The sequence below is a fragment of the Streptomyces sp. 12E genome (assembly GCF_055633275.1).
Map to the genome: position 1 here is coordinate 6405456 of NZ_JBVNCJ010000001.1, position 19045 is coordinate 6424500.

General features: G+C 71.4%; 15 protein-coding genes and 2 pseudogenes. 11 read left to right on the plus strand and 6 right to left on the minus strand.

Features of this window, described 5'->3' with window-relative positions; all coding sequences use genetic code 11:
* Positions 1-57: 57 nt before the first annotated feature.
* Positions 58-945 (plus strand): NlpC/P60 family protein, encoded by an 888-nt coding sequence (locus tag ACZ8ZB_RS29430; protein WP_470740643.1) that lies wholly within the window; start codon positions 58-60, stop codon positions 943-945.
* A 76-nt stretch (positions 946-1021) separates the two neighbouring features.
* Here the strand turns inward: ACZ8ZB_RS29430 and ACZ8ZB_RS29435 are convergent, their stop codons facing one another.
* Complete coding sequence (locus ACZ8ZB_RS29435; protein WP_470740644.1) at positions 1022-2113, minus strand: hypothetical protein; 1092 nt, start codon at positions 2111-2113, stop codon at positions 1022-1024.
* Between the two features lie 532 nt (positions 2114-2645).
* On the opposite strand from ACZ8ZB_RS29435, the gene ACZ8ZB_RS29440 reads away from it, so the two are divergent.
* From ACZ8ZB_RS29440 to ACZ8ZB_RS29465, 6 genes and pseudogenes are all read left to right on the plus strand, one after another.
* Positions 2646-3692 (plus strand): IS630 family transposase, encoded by a 1047-nt coding sequence (locus ACZ8ZB_RS29440; RefSeq protein ID WP_391891122.1) that lies wholly within the window; start codon positions 2646-2648, stop codon positions 3690-3692.
* Positions 3693-3774: 82 nt separating this feature from the next.
* Positions 3775-4038 (plus strand): annotated as a pseudogene (locus ACZ8ZB_RS29445) (class I SAM-dependent methyltransferase); the annotation flags it as partial.
* Positions 4038-5137 (plus strand): annotated as a pseudogene (locus tag ACZ8ZB_RS29450) (BREX-2 system ATPase PglY family protein); the annotation flags it as partial. The pseudogenes ACZ8ZB_RS29445 and ACZ8ZB_RS29450, both read left to right, overlap by 1 nt.
* Positions 5138-5484: 347 nt before the next feature.
* On the plus strand, positions 5485-7185 hold the full coding sequence (locus ACZ8ZB_RS29455) for a hypothetical protein (RefSeq protein ID WP_470741607.1): 1701 nt from the start codon (positions 5485-5487) through the stop codon (positions 7183-7185).
* A gap of 49 nt (positions 7186-7234) precedes the next feature.
* On the plus strand, positions 7235-7882 hold the full coding sequence (locus tag ACZ8ZB_RS29460; RefSeq protein WP_470740645.1) for a hypothetical protein: 648 nt from the start codon (positions 7235-7237) through the stop codon (positions 7880-7882).
* Positions 7879-9981 carry an Hsp70 family protein gene (locus ACZ8ZB_RS29465; RefSeq protein ID WP_470740646.1) on the plus strand — a complete coding sequence of 701 codons (2103 nt, stop codon included), beginning with the start codon at positions 7879-7881 and terminating at the stop codon, positions 9979-9981. The genes ACZ8ZB_RS29460 and ACZ8ZB_RS29465 overlap by 4 nt, the downstream gene beginning before the upstream one ends.
* A 52-nt stretch (positions 9982-10033) precedes the next feature.
* Here ACZ8ZB_RS29465 and ACZ8ZB_RS29470 read toward each other — a convergent pair whose 3' ends face one another.
* Both ACZ8ZB_RS29470 and ACZ8ZB_RS29475 read right to left on the minus strand, forming a co-directional pair.
* Positions 10034-10255, minus strand: coding sequence for a hypothetical protein (locus tag ACZ8ZB_RS29470; RefSeq protein WP_470740647.1), 222 nt, complete (start codon positions 10253-10255; stop codon positions 10034-10036).
* Positions 10252-10587 carry a hypothetical protein gene (locus tag ACZ8ZB_RS29475; protein WP_470740648.1) on the minus strand — a complete coding sequence of 112 codons (336 nt, stop codon included), beginning with the start codon at positions 10585-10587 and terminating at the stop codon, positions 10252-10254. Before ACZ8ZB_RS29475 ends, ACZ8ZB_RS29470 begins: the two co-directional genes overlap by 4 nt.
* A gap of 92 nt (positions 10588-10679) precedes the next feature.
* On the opposite strand from ACZ8ZB_RS29475, the gene ACZ8ZB_RS29480 reads away from it, so the two are divergent.
* A complete protein-coding gene (locus ACZ8ZB_RS29480) occupies positions 10680-11120 on the plus strand; it encodes a hypothetical protein (protein WP_470740649.1) in 441 nt (146 codons plus the stop codon).
* A gap of 37 nt (positions 11121-11157) precedes the next feature.
* On the opposite strand, the gene ACZ8ZB_RS29485 is transcribed toward ACZ8ZB_RS29480, so the two are convergent.
* The 3 genes from ACZ8ZB_RS29485 to ACZ8ZB_RS29495 all read right to left on the minus strand — a co-directional run bounded on the left by ACZ8ZB_RS29485 (position 11158) and on the right by ACZ8ZB_RS29495 (position 16024).
* A complete protein-coding gene (locus tag ACZ8ZB_RS29485) occupies positions 11158-12072 on the minus strand; it encodes a YceI family protein (protein WP_470740650.1) in 915 nt (304 codons plus the stop codon).
* Between the two features lie 449 nt (positions 12073-12521).
* Complete coding sequence (locus tag ACZ8ZB_RS29490) at positions 12522-13121, minus strand: HD domain-containing protein (protein ID WP_470740651.1); 600 nt, start codon at positions 13119-13121, stop codon at positions 12522-12524.
* Between the two features lie 47 nt (positions 13122-13168).
* On the minus strand, positions 13169-16024 hold the full coding sequence (locus tag ACZ8ZB_RS29495; protein WP_470740652.1) for a type 1 periplasmic-binding domain-containing protein: 2856 nt from the start codon (positions 16022-16024) through the stop codon (positions 13169-13171).
* A gap of 309 nt (positions 16025-16333) precedes the next feature.
* Here ACZ8ZB_RS29495 and ACZ8ZB_RS29500 point away from each other — a divergent pair, with 309 nt between their 5' ends.
* From ACZ8ZB_RS29500 to ACZ8ZB_RS29510, 3 genes are all read left to right on the plus strand, one after another.
* The gene (locus tag ACZ8ZB_RS29500) at positions 16334-16876 is read left to right on the plus strand and encodes a hypothetical protein (protein WP_470740653.1); all 543 of its coding nucleotides are present in this window, start codon (positions 16334-16336) and stop codon (positions 16874-16876) included.
* Positions 16877-17006: 130 nt separating this feature from the next.
* The gene (locus ACZ8ZB_RS29505; RefSeq protein WP_470740654.1) at positions 17007-17543 is read left to right on the plus strand and encodes a GNAT family N-acetyltransferase; all 537 of its coding nucleotides are present in this window, start codon (positions 17007-17009) and stop codon (positions 17541-17543) included.
* A 3-nt stretch (positions 17544-17546) separates the two neighbouring features.
* Positions 17547-19040, plus strand: a complete 1494-nt coding sequence (locus tag ACZ8ZB_RS29510; protein WP_470740655.1) for an ABC transporter substrate-binding protein — start codon at positions 17547-17549, stop codon at positions 19038-19040.
* Positions 19041-19045 lie beyond the last annotated feature (5 nt).

Sequence of the window (19045 nt, forward strand, 5' to 3'; positions counted from 1 at the left end):
CAGCAGGCTCCTGTGCGACCACTTCTTCCCACAGCCACAGGAAACGGGGGTCCTGGCATGGTCCGCCGGACCGGTCTCATCCGCACACTGATCGCGTTACTCGCCTTCCTCCTCTGGGCGCCGGTGTCCGCCGCCGCCGCGAACACCGCGGCGCCCGCCCAGCGTTCGGCCGCCGACGCGTGCGGCGTCCTCGCACCCGGAGCCTCCGCGGCGGCCGAACGCGCGATCGCCGCCGCCTGCGCCGAGGTCGCGGCCGGCACCTGGTACACGTGGGGCGGCGGGCACGGCGCCCGGCCGGGTCCCACGTACGGCCAGGTCGACCCGACCGACCCGGACAGCGAGCACGACCCAGAACGGCTCGGCTTCGACTGCTCGGGCCTGGTCCGCCACGCGTACGCCGAGGCGGCGGGCTCCGACATCCTCGACGGCGTCGCCGGCCAGCAGTACTACACGCACCGCGCCGCCGCCCGCTTCACCGCCGCCCAGGGCCTGGCCCCGCTGGTCCCGGGCGACCTGCTCGCCTGGGGCACCTCGAAGGACCTGCACCACATCGCCATCTACCTGGGCGCGGGCAAGATGGTCGAGGCCAAGGAGTCCGGCACCAGGCTCATGGTCAGCGACGTCCGCCTCAACGGCTACTTCGGCGCCGTCCGCGTCGACACCGGGCCCGTCACCGGCCACCTCCACCAGACGTGGGGCACCGGCGTGTGGACCAAGGCGGAGCCCTCCCTCGGCGCCGCCCGCGTCTACGCCTTCCCGCACTCCACCACCATCCGCGTCCAGTGCCAGAAGCACGCCGAGACGGTCACCGCCGAGGGGTACACCAACGACGTGTGGTCGTACCTGCCGGACTACAGGGCGTGGGTGACCAACATCTACATCAAGGGACCGGCGTGGCTCGACGGCGTGCCCGACTGCGGGACGACGGTGCCGCCGACACCGTGACGGGCCGGCGCCGGGGCCGGGATTCCTCGTGAGTGCCGCGACGCGTACGCCCGGTACGACACAGAAGGCCCGTGTGTCATTGGAAGCTGAGCCGGTGCGGGTGTGCGGGGTCCGCGGGGCAGACGAAGACACGCATCAGACCGCGCCCGAGATACACGCCGGTCGGCACGTTCGCGCCCGGGAGGTGCAGTGCGTCGCGGTCCTCCAGGGGGACCCAGCTGAGTGTGCCGTTGTCCCACTTCCGGTCGTGGACGGTCAACAGGGGCCGCATGCCGGCGCCGCAGGAGCAGACGACGGGAGCGGGGTCGGTCAGGTGCCAAGAGGCGAACCCGCCGACCTTCCATCCCGGCGGGATGGACAGGTCGTGCTGGTACGTGAGCTCGTCCCCCTCCGGTCCACCGCCGCCCATGGCCGCTTCGTACTCCTCGTAGCTGTCGTAGCTGTCGTAGCTGTCGTGGTTTCCGGGGCCGGCGGAGGCGTCCTCCGCGTCGAGGAGTTCCTCTTCCCAGAGCTCGATCCTTTCCTGCAGTTCGGGGTCGAGCAGGCCGACATACTCGTGCTCCACCACTTGTTCGGGGTCGAGCACGCAGGGATTGGGCACGCATTCCTCGCGGCCGACGACCACCGGCTCGGGAATGTCCGCCAACGTCTCCGTCACATCCTGTGAACGGCGCCATTTCAGGACCACGTCGATCGTGCGATCCGGGCCGTGGGCCTCGAACGGGCACCAGAGGACCTGAAGGAGGTCGCAGTCGCCGGGACCCGTCAGGTCAGGGATGTCACGGGTGTACAACTGGGCGGCGGCCAGCAGCGGAATCGGATCCTCGTCGTGGATCCCGGAGGCGTGCGGGCCCGGTTCGAGCCCCGCCAGGGTCGCGCGTTCCGTGTCCGAGGGTCCGCGCCGGGGGTCCCGCCGCCACGCCGCGTCGAGGATCCGACGCTCCAGGCGCACATCGGCCAGCCGGTGCCCGGTGCGCTTGTCGTGCCGCACGGCGCACACGGGCCACGGCTCGTTCGCCGGCCACAGGAACGGGCCCGCGACCGAACTGTGCCCGGATTCCGGGGAACCCTGCCGGGGGTGCAGCCGAGTGCTCGTGCGACGGTGTTCCCGGAGTTCGGGGAACAGCGCCTCCACATCGACGGGCCGCTCGGGCGTGGTGCGCGTCACTTGGCCCTCCCGCTTTCCGGTCAACGCGGATGCTACACGCCTGTTCGAACCCCGGAAGCGGGGTTCTCGAGGCTGTGCGTGAAGGTGAATCCGCGATTTCCGAAGGCGGTGAACTCGACGCTGACCGGAATGGGATTCGTTCCTTCGTATTTCGGTTTGATGCTGTACCGGACGATCTCGCCTTTCTTCACCGCGTCGTAGATCTTCTGCTCGACCTGGTCCCGCTGGTCCGGTGAATCGGTCGGGCTTCAGGCTCATGGGGTGGCCGATACCCGACGCGATTCGGGCGGCCACCGAGGGACGCTTCCTGCTCCAAGGGGGACCGCTGGCACTGCTGCTGGCCCAGCAGGCCATCGCAGTCTGAGAGGAGTCGACCCCGGGCACCGGCCGACAGCCCGCGCGCCATGGTCCACCTCAGCGGATTCACCCCTGTCCCGCACGCTGAGGCGCCGATGTCCGGAGCCCAGGCATCGGGCACCCCGACGGCCCTATTGATCCGAAACGCTTTGGGTTCGGGTTCGTTGGTCGGTGTGTGAGTGATCTGGTCGGGGATGCGCGGACGTGGTCGCCGGACGCGCAGGAGGCCGTGCGGCTGCTGGCGGTGTCCGCGCTGGTGGAGGGCCGGGACAGGGCGGAGGTCGCGGCCCTGTTCAAGGTGTCGGTCAGGGCCGTGGACAACTGGTGGGCGAGGTGGCAGACGGGTGGCCGGGACGCGCTGCTGTCCCGGCCGCGAGGCCGCCGCACAGGCGAGCACCAGGTGCTGTCCGAGGCCGAGCAGGCTGCCGTGCGGCAGGCGGTCCTCGATCACATCCCCTGCGAGCTGGGGCTTTCTGGTCAGCTGTGGACGCGGGGGCTGATAGGTGAACTGATCTTCAAGCTGTACCGGGTCCGGTTCACCGAGCCCGGCGTGGGCAAGTACCTCAAACGCTGGGGACTGACGTTCCAGCGGCCGGACAAGCGGGCTGTCGAACAGGACCCGGAGGCCGTCCGCGTCTGGTGCGAGGAGACCTGGCCGGCGATCCGGGCCAGGGCGAAGGCCGACAACGCCGAAATCCTCTTCGGCGACCAGGTCGGGATCCGCTCGGACCAGGTCACCGGCCGAACCTGGGGCGCCAAAGGCGCGACGCCGGTGGTCCGTCGCACCGGCAACCGGTTCTCCGTGAACGCGATGTCCGCAATCAGCACCCGCGGCCGGATGCACTTCATGGTCTTCACCGGGACCTTCGACGCGAAGGTCATGTGCCGCTTCCTCGCCCGGCTCGTCGGCCACTTCGACCGCAAGGTCCACCTGATCGTCGACCGGCACTCGGCCCACCGCTCGAAGGCGGTACGGGCGTGGCTCGCCGACCACAAGGACCAGGTCGAGCTGCACTTCCTGCCGTCGTACTCACCCGAGCTGAACCCCGACGAGCTGGTCAACGCCGACCTCAAACGCAGCCTGCCCCACACCCACCGGGCCAGGAACCAGGCCGAACTCGCCGCCGAAACCCGCAGGTTCTTCCACCGTCGACAACGCCAGCCCCACATCGTTACCGGCTACTTCAAAGCCCCGCACGTCCGCTACATCCTCGACGAGTGAACCCAATGAGTTTCTGATCAATATGCCACCTCCCTGTCCTCGGGCCCATCGGAGGGGCCGGCCCCTGCGAGGAGGAATCGCCTTGCCCGCACGACACGACATCGCCGCCGAGACGGAGCTGTGGGACACGTTCGCCGCTTCCGCCTTCAAGGAAGACGCGGAGCCGGGCTTCTGCTGGACCCAGTACGCCGGGCACGGCCCCGGCCCTGAGCTGCTGGGCGACCCGCGCCGCGTGCTGGAGATCGGCTGCGGCACAGGTTGCGCCCTCGCCCACCTTGCCGAGCGTGGCATCGTCGCCCGGGGGGTCGACCTGTCTCCCGTCATGGTGGAGAAGACCGCTACGAAAAGGACAAGGTCGCCGAGTGGGCGGCCAGGTTCCCCGCGATCAAGGAGCCCGGCACCGACGCCAACTCCGGCGTTCGCCTCTAACTCTCCGGCGTCGACGTGGACTCCGTCATCGCCAACGCCCAGGCCAATGACAACCCCGGCAACCGCGTCGCGCTCGCCCGCCGCCTGCTCTTCGAGGAACTGGGCGTCAAGCACGGCCAGTTGAACGACCAGCTCGGCTTCACCTGGCGCGGCACCGCCCGCACCGCCGAGATCGTCTTCGGCAACGTCGCCGACGAGGACGAGCTGCCCGACCACGACCTGATGCCGCAGGAGGAGGGCCGCTGGCGCATCGCCATAGACCTCCCCTTCGACGAGGGCGAGTGGAGCCCGGTCGAGGACGTCAACCGCATCCGGCGGCTGCGTGAACGCCAGCAGGGCGAACGGTCCCGCACCGTCGCCTGGCTGCCCGCGCACCTGTCCGCGACGCGCTCCGCCGACTTCCGGTGCCTGGTCGTCATCGACAAGGCCCTCGCCGACGAGCACCGCTTCGACACCCAGTACGCCGGCCACCTCAACGCCGACAACCGCAGCCGCGCCAAGGGCCTCCTGGAGACCCAGCGCGAGGCCCTGCTGAAGCAGGTCAAGGGCGCCTTCAAGCAGGCGTACGGCCTTGCCCAGAAGCAGGCCGCCGACGTCGTGCCCGACTTCGACGGCCATCTCGTCGCGCTGCCCGACGTCGACGGCCTCACCCTGGCCTTCGGGCAGAGCCTGCACGACGGCATCCGGCACGTCGCGGGCAAGCTGCTTGCCCACCAGTACCCGGCCCACCCCGACCTCGACCCCGACGCCACCGGCACCGCCGTCAAGCCCGCCGACACCAAGAAGGTGTTCACCCACGTCCGGGCCGCCGCCGAGGCCCGCGACGGGCGGATCGAGGTCCCGGCCGCCGACCGCAAGCTCATGCAGCGCATCGCCGGGCCGCTGCGTCTCGGACAGCAGAAGGAGGCGTACTTCGAGCTGTTCCGCTACTGGGCGGACCACTTCGCCAGCAGGCCAGCTCCCAGGACGTCATCGGGGACCTGTCCCTGATCACCCTCACCGACTGGACCGACCGCTCCGTCGCACGCCGGGCGAGGGAGGTGTCGTTGTCCACCTCGCTCAGATCGGTGACGGCGGCCTCCTCCACGGGGATGTCGAGCTGCTCGCGCAGCAGCCGGATCAGTCCCGCATGACCGACTCACTTCATCAGCGCCTCGAACGCCTGCTCCCTCGCTATCACGAAGGGAGACCGACCAAAGCGCGGTTCGTACGAAGTGGAGGAGGGTCGGCTGAGCCAGTGCGGGGCGTGCTTCCGTCCGGTGCCGCACTCCGGGCCCCGGCGGGCATGCTACCTGCGAATTCGCTGTTCAGGGGAGGGGTGGGTGAAGTTCTCGTGCACGGTTACAGTGTCGGCGTGTACGACATGACGGACCCGGTCGCCGCCCGCCGCGCGGCGATAGCCGCTGAGAAGGAGCGCCTGGCCAGAGCGCGCGAGCGCCGGTCTAGCCAGGGCCAGGCCGGCGCGACCGGCTTCGCCCAGCGGAAGTGGCGCTGGCTCGGCGTCAACGGCGGCGAGGCCGTCGACGCGGTGCTGGCGGTACTGCGGGACATCGTGGAGGCGCCCACGCTGACGGACGACCAGCGGGAGACGCTGGACCGGGCCGTCGCGGGGACGCCGGACCGCGAGACCCTGCTCCCGGCGGTCCGGGCGGGACTCGCCGCTCTGGAGCCGCAGAGCGTTCTCGGCCACCTGCGAAGCCTGTGGACCGCCGAGGTGCGCTGGCTCAACGAGCCCGGAACGGAACGCTGCCGGATCCTGTGCTCGACCGCCCCCGGCCTCGAACTGGTCGGCACGAGGTCCCGCGCGGTCTCGGGCGGGCCCGCCTTCTCCCTGTTCGCCACCGCGGCCACCCGGGGCGCGATCCCCGTGCCGAACACGGTCCTGGCCCACGTCCTCCCCTGGGCTCCGCTGTCCGTCCTCGACGACCTCGTGGACCACGGGGGCCTGCTGGCCGAGGACGAACCCTGGCAGGCGCGCGACGAGGAGGAAGCGCTCTACCTGCGGGCCCGCCTCGCCCCGAACTCGATCGGCCCGCAGGAGGCCGAGAGGCTCGGATGGCAGGCCATGCTGCGCCGCAGGGCGTTCCTGGCCGACGAGACGATCATGAGGCAGGAACCCGAGGACGTGTGGGACCTGCTGTACGACGTCGTCAGGGACGGGCAGCTGTCGTCCCTGGACGCTCTGGACGCGGCGCTGCCGCGCGCCCAGCAGATCCAGTTGCGCGACCTCAGGTCCGGGGCGCTCGTCGGACAGTGGGACGGCGACACCGTCCGCGACCGAGGGCTGTGGAAACTGATGGCCGCGCTGTGGCGGCCTACCGTCCCCGTCGATCCCCGACGCAGCGAGTTCTACGCCCTGGTCGCCCTCAACCGGGCCTACGACCTGCTGAGGTCCGGCGACCTGGAAGGGGCGGGCCGTCAGGCCGAGTCCTTCGTGCGGGAACGCAGGAACGCCCCTTCCCCGCCCGCCGACCTCATGGACGAGGCGTACACCATCGCCGCGTACGTCGCCGCCGTCACCTCACCCGAGGCCGACAACGACCGTGCCGCGAGGGAGCAGCTGGCCCTCGCCGAGACCTATGCCGAGAAGGCCGCGGAGAACGGCGACCCCGTCGCCCAGCGCAATCTCACGCAGGTGCGCACCTGGAGGGCCACGACGAAGAACAAACGGGGGATGATGACGAACCCGTTCCTCGAGCTCGGCCTGGATCACGGGGAGGAAGGCTGGGAGCGGCACTGCCGTGACCTCTTCCGCGAGTACGAGCAGGAGGGGGACCAGGCGGCCCAGGCCCGGCTCAACCTGGCGGAAGGCCGGATCGACGAGGCCGCGCGTCACGAGGCCGGGTTCGACGTCTTCTTCCGGGTGCCCCTCGACCGGTACCGGTACGACCTGCCCGACACCGTGCCCAGGCGACTGGTGCCGCCGCTGGAGCCGATGGCACGCCGGACCGCCCTCACGAGCGGCGCGGACCTCGAGTCCATCCGCGCTCTGGCGGCCGTCGAACTGCTCGACGACTTCCGCAGCACACCACCGCATCTCGACCGGCACGGGTTCACCCGCTGACGGTCCATCCCGACAGAACGCACGACGGTGAGCGAGGCGCAACCAGTCCATGGACGCAAAGAAGAAGACCACGGCACGCCGTGGGGAGAAGATCCCCAAGAACGAGCGTGCTCATCGTCCCTGTCCGCACTGCGGGCAGATACAGCCGGGCAAGAGTCCCGCGGACGCGCCGCACAAACCCGGCGGACTGAAGCGCCGTAGGGAGAAGCGGCAGGAATCGGCGGAGCAGCCCGTCGTCGCACGAGGACAGGCCGCGCCCGAAGCGCCGGAGCCCATCGACGCCAAGACGATCATCCAGGGAGTCGTCGAGCGGGTACCCGCCGCCCTGGCGGACGCGAACGCCGGCGAGGCCCCGCCGTCCACCGCTTTGAACGTGGCGGTGCGCAAGGCGGTCCTCGACGAGTTCCGCACCCGTACCCAGTTCGCGGGACGCCTCGCGGAGATCGACGCCCTCGTGTGGGCGCAGACGGCGCACGGTGGCGACCTGCTGGGCGGGGCGATGCGGGAACACCTGCGGGCACTGCGCATCCTTCGGGTGGCCGAACCCGAGGAGAGCGACCGATTCGTCGTCACCGAGGGCGAAGGCGAGGCGTTCGAGGTGCTGCGCCCGGCATACGTCGACGAAGTGACCGGAAAGGTCATTCTGGCCGGACACCTCCGGCGGGTGCCCGGTCCCGCACTGGGGGAGGAAGCATGACGACGGGCATCGACTTCGGCACCACCAACTCGGTGGCCGCCCAGTGGAACGGCGAGTACGTCGAGATCCTGGAACTCGGTGGCCAGGGACTCGACGCGGACTGGGAGCGGCCCGGCTTCGAGAAACTCTACCCCTCGGTGGTAGGCACCAGTTCCCTCCGCACCGGAGCACTGTTCGGCTGGGAGGCCAAACTGCGGTCCGAGCAGGCTGTCGAGGCGTGCAAGCGGCTGCTGCGCGAAGAGCCCCTCGTGACGGTCGGCGGGCGACGGTTCGCGGCCACCACCGCGGCCGCCGGGGTGTTCCGCTCCATGGCCACCGCAGCCGAGGAGGAAGCCGCGACGGAGATCGGCGAGGCCGTGATCACCGTGCCGGCCAACGCCACGGGAGCGGCCCGCTTCCGTACCCGGGAGGCGGCGCGGGCGGCGGGCATCGCCGTCAAGACGCTGCTGAACGAACCGACGGCCGCCGCCATCGCCTATGCGCACACCATGGAAGAGGACGGGGAGTTCCTCGTCTTCGACTGGGGCGGCGGGACCATGGACGCCACCCTGCTCCTGCACGACGACGGATTCTTCGACGAAAAGGCCAGCCGCGGCGTCAACAAGCTCGGCGGTCTGGAGATCGACACGCGACTGCGTCGCATGGTGCTCGACCGGGCACCCGCGCGCAGGAAGTGGTCCGAGTCCGAACAGCGGCAGTTCGCCCTCGACATCGAGCGCAGCAAGATCCTGCTGTCCTCCCAGGAGTCCGTGCGGATCACCACGCCGGACGGCGTCGCCGTGGAGGTCGGCCAGGACGAGTTCTCCGCCGCGATCCAGGACCTGATCAGCCGTGCTCTCGACCCCGTCGAGGAGTGCCTCGCCCAGGCCCGTCTCGATCCGAGCGAGCTTAAGGCCGTGTTGATGATCGGCGGCAGCAGCCAGATTCCCGCCGTGCGCGACGCCGTGGCCGAAGCGCTGGACTGCGAACTCGTCGGCGCGGACCTTTGCCACCCGATGACCGCGGTCGCCGAGGGCGCCGCGATCTGCGCGGCCGCCATGGACGGCGAACTGAAGAGCATCATCCGCGTCGTCAACACGCACGCTCTCGGCACGGTCACCAAGGACCAGTACGGCAAGCGTGAGTTCAGTGCGCTGATCGACCGCAACCAACGCCTCCCCCAGCAGCGGAAGAAGTCCTACCAGCCGTCCAGGGACGGCGTGTCCAGACTGACCGTAGAGGTGTGGGAAGGCGACCCCGACCGGCCCGTCGACCACCCCGACAACGTCAAGCTCACCGAACTCGTCCTCACCTACCCGCCCCACCACTCCCGGGCGGCCGAGGACGGCGCGTTCGACCTGGAGTACACCTACAGCAAGGAAGGTCTGCTGGCGGTCAGGGCCACCCTGCAGAAGACCGGGCAGCCCGTCCTCGAGGGCGAGGTCCGGGTCTTCGGCGACAGCACCGTCCCGCCGGAGATCGAGAAGGAGCTCAACGACCTCCTCTCGCTGCGCACGACCGGCCGCGAGGCACCCCGGCCGACACATCCCCAGTCCGCACCGACGGTCCCGGCGCAGGATCGACCGAACGGCGCGGCAGCGGCGGGGACGACGGTCCGGCCCACTCCCGCGTCGATGGCCCAGTCGGGCAGGGCCGCCAAGCAGCCTGCGGCGGCCCTAGTGGTGGACGGTTCGAACCTCGCGTGGAACGGCCGTCCGCCACGCTCCGCAGGTGGAAGGCCGAGCTTCCAGGCGCTGCAGGCCGCGATCAAGTCGCTGCGGTTCAAGAATCCCGACCGGGACGTCCACGTCGTCGTCGACGCGACACTGCGGCACGACGTCGCCGCCGACGAGCGTCCGTCGGTCGAGGAGGCGATCGCCGCCGGCACCGTGGTGCAGCCGCCGGCGGGCACCGAGGGCCGGGGAGACGCCCTCGTCATCAGCATCGCCGAAGAGGTAGGCGGAGTGATCGTCTCCAACGACAACTTCGCGCCCTTCCAGAAGGCCAGCCCCTGGCTTCTGGACGTCGGCAGGGTGCTGGGCGCCACCCAGTCCCAGGGGGTCTGGGTGTTCAACCCACGCAGACCCAACGTCGCCGGATCCGCAGGGCGTCGCCATTGAAGACGCCCTGACCGGGATGACGGCAGGCACCGTGGTGCGGGCCGGCTGCGCCTCAGCCGGCCCGCACCACGCGGTAGCGGACCGGCCAGTCCTCCACCTTCACCAGCAGACCCTCGCTCGCGAGGTCGCGGAGGATCTGGCGGGTGTGCTTGTCCTGCGGGTCGTGCCCCGCGTCGCGGAGCGCGCGCAGGCCGCGTTCGGTGTCCCAGTGGCCGCCGTACGTGCGTACCGCCCTCTCGAGGTCGGCACGCTGACTGGAGGTCGGGTCGGTCAACGCTCCACCCCCTGTGCCTGCTCGCCGATGGCGGCTGCGTGCGCCTTCTTCGTGTGGTGGGCGATGCTCGCCGGCGCACCGACGTAGTCGCAGGCCGGGCACTTCCGCCACATGCCCTCGGCCACGGCACGCGCGCTCACCGAGTGGCCGGGGCCGTATCCGTGTCCGTGCAGCAACTGGGCGACGGAGGAACCGTACTCGGCCGCGAGCAGTGCGGCCTCCGCCACCTTGTCGTGGCCGGGGGCGAAGAACGATCCGGCTCCGACCTTCTTGGCGCAGCCGCACCAGCAGGTGCCGGTCGGGGTGAGGCTGGGAAGGGACTTCTTCGTCATGCGGTCACAGTAGATCAACGGATGTGACGATTCGGGGTCTTCGCCGGGTTGTCGTGAAGGACACCGGCACCCGGACTCGTAGCCTTCTGATCATGGCCGACGTCTACGAACTCCAGCTCACGCTCGACCTGCCGGGCTCGTTCCCGCCGCAGGACCTCGCCCTGCTCCGCTGGCACCTGGGGGAGGAGGGCGGCCGGCAGGACGACGGTTACGCGTACCCCCTCTGGGCGGACCGGGGGCCGGCGCTGCGGATCGGGGGCGCGCTGGTCGGGGAACTGTGCTCCGACGGGCCGCAGTGGGCGCTGACCGTGCGGCAGGAGACGCATCCCGACGAGTTCGACGACCTGCGCCGGATGGTGCTGTGGCTCGGCGCGCGCACGACGACCGCGGGGACCGTCGGGTACCTCCGCTTCCACGAGTCCCACGTCCCCGACGTGCTGGTCGCGGAGGAGGGAGCCGTCCGCAGCGCGGTGCTGAGGGTGGAGAAGGTCCTCGAGTCGGCGACCGAGGTGATCCCCGGCCCCCACGCGTGAACCGGGGCCGCTCGGGAGCCCCCCCCTCCGCGCCGGTCTACTCCGGGGGCGTGGGGGTCTCGGGGGTGCGGTACATCGCCTGGACGTCCAGCTCCAGTTGCACGGTCGGGCCGACGACCGCGATGCCGCGGGCCAGCATCGAGCGCCAGTTGAGGGTGAAGTCCTCGCGGTGCAGCTCCGCCTTGGCCAGGGCCGCGCAGCGCAGCTCCTGTTCGTAACCGCCGTTCACCGTGCCGAGGTACGTCGTGTCCAGGCCCACGGAGCGGCTGGTGCCGTGCATGGTGAGCGTGCCGTTCAGCGTCCACCGGGAGCCGCCCCGGTAGACGAACCGGGTGCTGGTGAAGTCGATGTACGGATAGTGCTCGACGTCGAGGAAGTCGGCGGAGCGCAGGTGGTTGTCACGGGTCCTGTTGCCCGTGGTGATGCTGGCGGCGTCGATGCGCACCGAGACCTGGGAGTCGCCCATGTCCGGCGTGATGTGGATGCCGCCGGTGAAGCGGGTGAAGCGTCCGTGGACGTGGGCCATGCCCACGTGCTTGGCGATGAAGCGGATCGCGGTGTGCGGCGGATCGAACAGCCAGGTGCCGGGCGGCGGCAGTTCCAGCTGGCGCGCGGGCAGCAGCGCGACGCGGTCCGGGGGAAGGGCGGCGCCGGCGGCTATGTCGACGTTGTTGCGGGCCGGGGTGAGGCCCTCCGCCGCGACCATCACGCTGTAGGAGCCGGGCGGGAGCGCCGCCATGAACAGACCGTACGGATCGGTGGTGCCGTGGGCGGCGACCCGGTGGCTGTCCAGGGCGGTCACCGTGACCTCGGCGCCGCCCAGGGGCTGTCCCATGGGATCGACGACCTCGCAGCCGTACGCGCCGGCGCCGGCCGGCAGGGGCAGTGAGAGGTCCGGTGCGGCGCCGGGGGCGCTGCGGGAACGCCGACGCCGGAGCAGTCCGAGGGCCATGCGGTTCACCTTTCTTCCTGCGTGTCACCACCGCGGGACCCACACCGATGGACGTGTCCGCGGTCGCCGAGAACCGCCGGGGAGGGGTTGCAGGCGCGATGAAGTCAACTGTTAAACGATCATAGGGCAGACGAGAGGGGGAGTTCTGTTGCCGGGGTCGACGCGCGTCGCACCCTGCTCGTGTGCAGAATTGGCGTGAACCGCCGCCATCCCGGTCATTCGGCGGGCCGTGCCGTGCCCGTCGACCGTGGTGCTTTGCTCCGGTGCTGTGGCGAACGCCATCCGAAGTCGCGGAAGATTCACACGCGGCTCGCGCTCCCGTCACGCGGTCCACACATCACGCGGGCCGCGTCGGCCGGCTCCGCCCGCGCGGGCGGAAGGGGAAAGCCCGTCCGCCGGGTGAGCGTACGGGCGGTGGCGACGGCGGTGCGGTCGGCGTCCGGCGACGCTCACGGGCGGGCGGACGCACCGCCCCCCGGCACCGGCCGGTCGAGGTCCGGGTCGCCGAACTCCGCGCGCAGGGCCTGGAAGGCGGCGACCTTCTCCTCGCCGAAGCGGCGGACGTGGGCGGCGTACGCGTCGGGGGAGAGGAACGCCGACGGCCGGGACTTGCTGTGGAACTTGTCCGCGTACATCACCAGCCGCTCCTCCCGCGTCACCGCGAGGTAGTCGGCGGGAGGGATCGGGAGGCCCTGGCGCAGTACGTCGTCCTTCGTGACCCCCACCCCGGTGTGGTGGGAGCAGAACCGGCGCAAGGGCTCCGGGAACCCTTCGTCCCGGAGGATCCCGTGACCGAGCAGCCCGTGCCGGATGTAGTTCCCGTGGTCCAGCCGGCCGTCGTCCCCGTAGAGGCGGTAGACGCCGATGTCGTGCAGGAGGCAGCCGGCGCGGACCAGTTCGGCGTCGACGTCGAGGCGTGAGGCCGGGATGAGCCGCTCGGCGATGCTCCAGACGACCTCGCAGTGCGTGTGGACGAGCGCGAACGCCTCGGCGCTGGGTGCGTGCTTCTCGTGCAGCGCGCGTATCTCTTCGGGACCCGGAATCCTCACACGGGGAGCGTAACAACCGTCGTCGCCCGCACCCGCCCGGCTCCCGCTCACTCGATCGAGCACTCCCGTACGGTGAGCGGCCGGGTGCTGCCGGCCGGTCTGCTGCACAGGACCTCCGCCTCCGAGAGGCCCTCCGGGGTCCTGCGGACCCGCTTGAGGACGATGCTGTGACCGTGGCGTTCCTCGTACAGGGGCGCGTCGGTGAAGTCGATCGTCCCGGTGGCCATGCCGTCGAGCCTGACGTGTCTGAGGTTGACCCAGGTCGCCGCGCGGCTCTGGCGTACGTCCCCGAGGCTGGCCGCCCAGTACAGGGCGCGCGTGGCGTCGTGGGAGAGGGCCGTCTGCCCGCTCGCGAAGTCGGCGGCGTCGTACGTGGCCTTCCCGTCCTCCAGCCAGGGGAGGTAGTGGGCGGCGTCCTCGTAGAAGGCGGTCCTGGAGGCGGCCTCCTTCAGCTCGGCCAGGGCCGCGTGGTACAGCGTGATCCGCGGGGCCACACCGTCGCGGCCGCCGGTTCCGGAGAACCTGGCCTTGCTCAGGTCGTCGCCCGTGAGGATCGAGATCTGCCGGTCGGCGCAGCCCGGTTCGGTGGTCAGCTGCGTCATCAGCGGTCCGACGTCCTCGACCCGTCCGGCGAAGTAGATCACCGAGGGGATGTCCTCGCCCCGGCAGATGCTCTCGGCGTGCAGCCGCAGTTCGGGCTTGCCGTTCGCCACCCGGTAGCGCTGCGCGGGCAGCAGCCGGAAGCCCTCTCGCTTCAGCATCTCGCCGCCGTACAGGGCCTGTTCGCTGGTGTAGCGGTCCTGCGACTCCTTGGTGTCGCGGGCCAGTACCAGGGCGTGCGGGGACCCGCCCCCGGCGCGCAGCTGCCGGGCCACGAGACCGAGCGCCTCGGCCTGGTGCTCGTCGGGGGCCGCGAGGCTGAACCAGTTGGAGAACTCCTTCGGCAGGTAGGTCGCCGAGTTGGTGCCGGAGACCACGGGCAGCCCCGCCGCGTGGAGCCGGCGCGTGACGTCGGGGCTGCTCTGCAGGTCGCGGCCGAAGCCGACCACGCCGACGACGGTCGGGTCGCGGTCGGCGTACTCGGCGATCGCGTCGGCCGTGACGCGCTGGTGCCCCATGTCCGCACCGCCGTTGGCGAGCAGCACCCGCAGCTTCACCGTGTAGTTCTCGTTGACCACCCGCTGGGCGAGGTACACGCCGGTCAGCTCCTCGGCGCCCTTGACCAGGGACGGGTCCACCGAGGAGGAGCTCAGCGGACCCGCGTACACCACGGTGACGTAGGCGTCGGGGTGGTCGCGCAGGACCTCGGTGTTCTCGGCGTTCACCAGCCTCTCCAGCTCCTGCAGCCGCTTGCCCTCCCCGGTGGTCCCGCCGCCCAGCTGCGCGCCGAACCGGACGTCCCCGGTGGCTATGCCGACGCACTCCGTGCCGCCGCCGGGCGCGGGACGCCGCTCGGTGTCGCGGTCGGCGGTCAGCAGGCCCGCCGAACAGTACGTCCGGTGCAGTTCACGGGCGTGGACGACGCCCGCGGTGACGACCAGGGCGAGGACGAGGAGCAGGCTGTGGGCCGACCACGCCACGCGGGCCAGGGGCGGCCGGTGCCTGGCCCTGACGCACCGCCAGTCCGCCTGCCGCAGCTGGACCAGCTCGTCGTGGGGCAGCGGGATCCTGAGCACCCAGGGCAGGGCGTTCGTCCTGCTCGGCGACTGGTCGGCGCGGAGATTCCCGGCCCATTCGTCGTACCAGTGCCGCAACCGCTGCGGGAGGCGCGAGGGCGGGGACGGGGGCTGCTGCGGCCGGTCGGGCGCGGGATGCGCGTCCGCGCCCCGGTCGAGCAGCGCCGCGTCGTCCGCCGCCACGCCTGCCACGATCAGCAGCGGGTCGAGTTCGCTGCGCCGGCTGCGGACGTCGCTGACCGCCCGGATCAGCTCTATGCCGCCGTTCTCCCGGCCTGTCCGGCGCAGGAACAGCACCGGCGGCCGTGTCCGCTTGAATCCGCGCAGGTCCCAGCTGCCGCGCCGGTGGTTGTCCCGCAGGTCCTCGAAGAGTGCCAGCACGTACAGCTGGAGGGGGAACGGGCCGCCCTCGCGCATGGCCTCGGCCACGTCGTAGGCGCGGGCCGCGATGGCCCGCCAGGAGCGGACGGGCCGCAGCAGCCGCACGCTGGTCGACTGACGGCGGGCGGCGGACTGGAGGAACGTCGTGGTCAGGAACCACCGGCTCTCCCTGCGCAGCCACAGGAAGAGGGGAGCGCGCCCGGGGACGTGGTTCAGTCCGGCGAGGAGGACCATCAGCCCGATGCCCGCCAGGACGGCGATGTACCACTCGGGGCGGGTGAGCAGCGCGGTGAAGGCGCCCAGGACGCCCATGGGGAGGAACTGCTGCACGTCGTTGAGCAGCACCTGCCGGTTGTGGCGCGAGGGTCTGCGGGGGCGCCAGCGCTGCCGGGCCAGGATGCGCAGCAGATGTGTCTGGGCCCGCTCCCGCTGGGCGTTCCCGTCCGGAGTGCCGCCGGGGGCGGTCGGCCAGTGCTCGCGCATCTCCGGATCGTCGGTGGCCTCCTGGAGAGCGCGCACCAGGTTGAGGCGGGGGAAGGAGTAGGGGCGGTAGGAGGCGGACCGGTCGCCCCACTTCCTGGAGTCGCCGAGGTCGGCCAGGAGCCGCGCGGCCCGGGCGGTGGGATCGAGCTCCCCGGGCTGCGGCTCGGTCGGGGCGACGGCCAGGCGGGTGCCGTGACGCTGCTGCCCCTCGCTCAGCTCGTCGACGAGTCCGGTGACCCGGTCGTCGTCGGCGGGGTCCTCGGCGTGCAGCACGATCACCGGCATCGGGGGATCACTGGTCCGGAAGTCCTGGATCAGGGACTCCAGCTGTCGCTGGACGTCGATCCCCGCCTCGGTCGACATGCCCGGGTGATCGCCCGGGCAGTCCTGAGGGAAAATCTGGTCACGGCCGTGCATGGACACCCCCCGTGGTCGTAAGACACATGTGTCGCAAGCGCCTTGTGAGGATAACTCCCACCCCTGACAACCGTCCCCGGTGCCACGGCGGTCCGTCGGGGCGGTGAGCCGTGGCCGGTGGCGCCGTCGTGGGCGGGCGGCTTCACACGATCGGGTGGTGCTGTGCGATGCGGGCACGTGCGGGACGGGCGGCCCGTTCGATCCGGTGACGGGACACCTCCCGTCCTTCCAGGACACGGACGACCGGAGCGCATCATGAGCCTGCACTTCCACCACAACCCCGACGGCACGACGACCGGGCGGAACGAGGCCACCGGCTTCACCGTGACGCACGCCGAAGAGGAGGAGGTGAAGCGGCAGTTGTACGAGGACGCGGGGTGGGCGTACACGCCGCCACCGCCTCCGGCGCCACCCGGGTTCCACCGGTTCGCGCTGGTGCACGAGGAGTTCGACGACGAGGGGCTCGCGGACGAGCGGTACGCGGGGCTGCGGGCGCGTCCGCCGGAGGGGTGCGTGCCGGTCGACCGGGGCCGTTTCGCCCTGGAGTGCGAGCGGCCGGGGAAGACGCTCCTGGACGCGGTCGCCGGGACCGTCGCGGAGGTCCGCCGTGAGCACGGGCTGGTGGTGAACAGCCTGGGGGTCGAGAAGCCCCAGGAGTGGTTCGACGCCGACCACAAGAACGGATGCGCGGCGGAGACCGTGGCGCACCTGGTGCTGATGGCGGCCGACCGGGCCCGTCGGCTCGGCTACGGACGCAAGGACCTGGTCCGGCTGCTCGACGCGGCGGGTGTCGAGTAGGCGAGCAGGTGAGGCGGGGCGCCCGGTCGGACGGGGATGAAAATGAATATCATATGTTCGACTTTCGGGCGTGCCGGCCGGCCCTCACCCCCTTGATCGACTCGAAAGGCTACTTGCCTATGCTTTGCAGGTGCGCGACTACAGCATCAGGGCCGCGGGCCCGGCAGACCTCGACCGTGCGCGAGCCGTGATGCTCGACACCGTGTACCGCGATTTCGGCACCGGGTACGTGCCGCGCTGGCACGGCGACATCATCGATCCGGGTACCGCCTACCTCGCCCCGCCCCGGCACACCCTGCTCGTCGCGATCGATCCGGACGGCGGCGAGGTCGTCGCCACCGGGGCCCTCGACTCCCGGGGGCCCGCCCATCCGCCGAACCCGCGCGAGCTCGCCGAGCGTTACCCCTCCGGCGGGACCGCCCAGTTGCGGCGGGTGTACGTACGGCCGGACCACCGCAGACGCGGACTGGCGCGACGGATGGTCGGCGAACTGCTCGACTTCGCGGCAGCCGACGGAGGTTACCGGTCCGTGTATCTGCACACCGATCCGTCCGTCCCGGGGGCGGAGGCCTTCTGGCGGTCGCTCGGAAAGGTCGTGCACGACGAACGAGAGGACGCGGACGGCGGCAACGGCGTCGTCCACTTCGAGATACCGATGGGACGGTGACCTGTGCGCCCGCTTCGTTCGCGGCTTCTCGCCGCCCTGGTGCTCACCCCGCTGCTGGCCGGCTGCTTCGCCTCCGGGGGAGGTGAGCCGGCGGACGGCGGGAGCGCGGGGTCCCGGCTGCGGGTCGCGCTCGCCTTCCCGCCCGCCGAGCGGTTCTCGCCGTACGGCGCCGACGCCACGCTCCTCAGTCGCCTCGGCGTCTCCGAGGGCCTGACCGCCATGGACGCCAACGGCGCCGCCGCGCCCGGGCTCGCCCGGTCCTGGCGTCAGAAGGACCACAGGACCTGGGTGTTCACGCTGCGCGAGGCCCGTTTCCAGGACGGGACGGACGTCACCGCGTCCGCCGTCGCCGACGCGCTCGCGCACGCCGCCGAGGCCGAGCCCGAGCCCGCCGCCCTCTCCGGCGTCGACCTGACCGCCGAGGCCGACGGCAGCCGCGAGGTCACCGTCCGCACCGCCGAGCCCGATCCCGTTCTCCCGCTGCGGCTGTCCAGCCCGAACCTCGCCGTGTTCTCCGGCAGGGCGTACGACGCGAAGGGCCGCGTCGACCCCGTCGGCACCGCCACCGGGCCCTTCGAACTCACCGAGGCCGACGGAGCCTCGTCCGCCGCCCTCGACCGCTTCGACGACTACTGGGGCGGCCGTGCCCAGGCCTCCGGCATCGACGCCCGGTTCATCGCCGACGGCACCGCACGCGCCAACGCCCTGCGCACCGGTGAGGTCGACATCGCCGAGGCGGTGCCCGTCGCGCAGGCGGCCACCCTCGACCGGGAGACCCGGCGCGACACCGCCACCACCCGCACCACGAGCCTGCTGCTCAACTCTGCCACCGGGCCCCTCAAGGACCCGGAGCTGCGCGCCGCCGCCCGCGCGGCCGTCGACACCCCCGCGCTCGCCGAGGGGGTGTACGAGGGATACGCCGACCCGGGCGCCGGGATCTACGGGCCCGCCGTGACCTGGGCCGAGGGCAAGCGGGTCGAGCCCGTCGGACGGGCGGAGGCCGGCAGCGCGAAGGGGGCCACGATCACCCTCGCGACGTACGACAACCGGCCCGAACTCCCCGAAGTCGCGCAGGTGGTGAAGCAGCAGCTGGAGAAGGCCGGCTTCACGGTGAAGCTCGAGACACGGGAGTACTCGCGGCTCGAGGGCGACGCGCTGGACGGGGAGTTCGACGCGTTCGTACTCGCCCGCAACACCCTCCTCGACACCGGCGACCCGGTCGCCGTCCTCGCCAGTGACTACACCTGCGACGGTGGCTACAACATCGCCCAGCTGTGCGACAAGGACGTCGACCGTGCGATCGCCGAGGCCGAGCGGACCGCCGATCCCGGCAAGCGGCAGGACGCCTCCATGGCCGCCGAGGCGGCCGTCCTCGGCAGCGACGCCGTGGTGCCGCTGGTGCACCAGCGGATCATCACCGGTGTCGGCGCCTCCGTGCGGGGCGTGCTGCTCGACCCTTACGAGCGCACCCTCGTCGGTACGGGAACGCGGCGCTGACCCCC

Bases quoted from the DNA above. Each gene is read 5' to 3' on its own strand.
- ACZ8ZB_RS29475 (WP_470740648.1), bottom strand. From the start codon at position 10,587: ATGACGAAGAAGTCCCTTCCCAGCCTCACCCCGACCGGCACCTGCTGG.
- ACZ8ZB_RS29465 (WP_470740646.1), top strand. From the start codon at position 7,879: ATGACGACGGGCATCGACTTCGGCACCACCAACTCGGTGGCCGCCCAG.
- ACZ8ZB_RS29480 (WP_470740649.1), top strand. From the start codon at position 10,680: ATGGCCGACGTCTACGAACTCCAGCTCACGCTCGACCTGCCGGGCTCG.
- ACZ8ZB_RS29495 (WP_470740652.1), bottom strand. From the start codon at position 16,024: ATGTCGACCGAGGCGGGGATCGACGTCCAGCGACAGCTGGAGTCCCTG.
- ACZ8ZB_RS29485 (WP_470740650.1), bottom strand. From the start codon at position 12,072: ATGGCCCTCGGACTGCTCCGGCGTCGGCGTTCCCGCAGCGCCCCCGGC.
- ACZ8ZB_RS29430 (WP_470740643.1), top strand. From the start codon at position 58: ATGGTCCGCCGGACCGGTCTCATCCGCACACTGATCGCGTTACTCGCC.
- ACZ8ZB_RS29460 (WP_470740645.1), top strand. From the start codon at position 7,235: ATGGACGCAAAGAAGAAGACCACGGCACGCCGTGGGGAGAAGATCCCC.
- ACZ8ZB_RS29455 (WP_470741607.1), top strand. From the start codon at position 5,485: ATGACGGACCCGGTCGCCGCCCGCCGCGCGGCGATAGCCGCTGAGAAG.
- ACZ8ZB_RS29500 (WP_470740653.1), top strand. From the start codon at position 16,334: ATGAGCCTGCACTTCCACCACAACCCCGACGGCACGACGACCGGGCGG.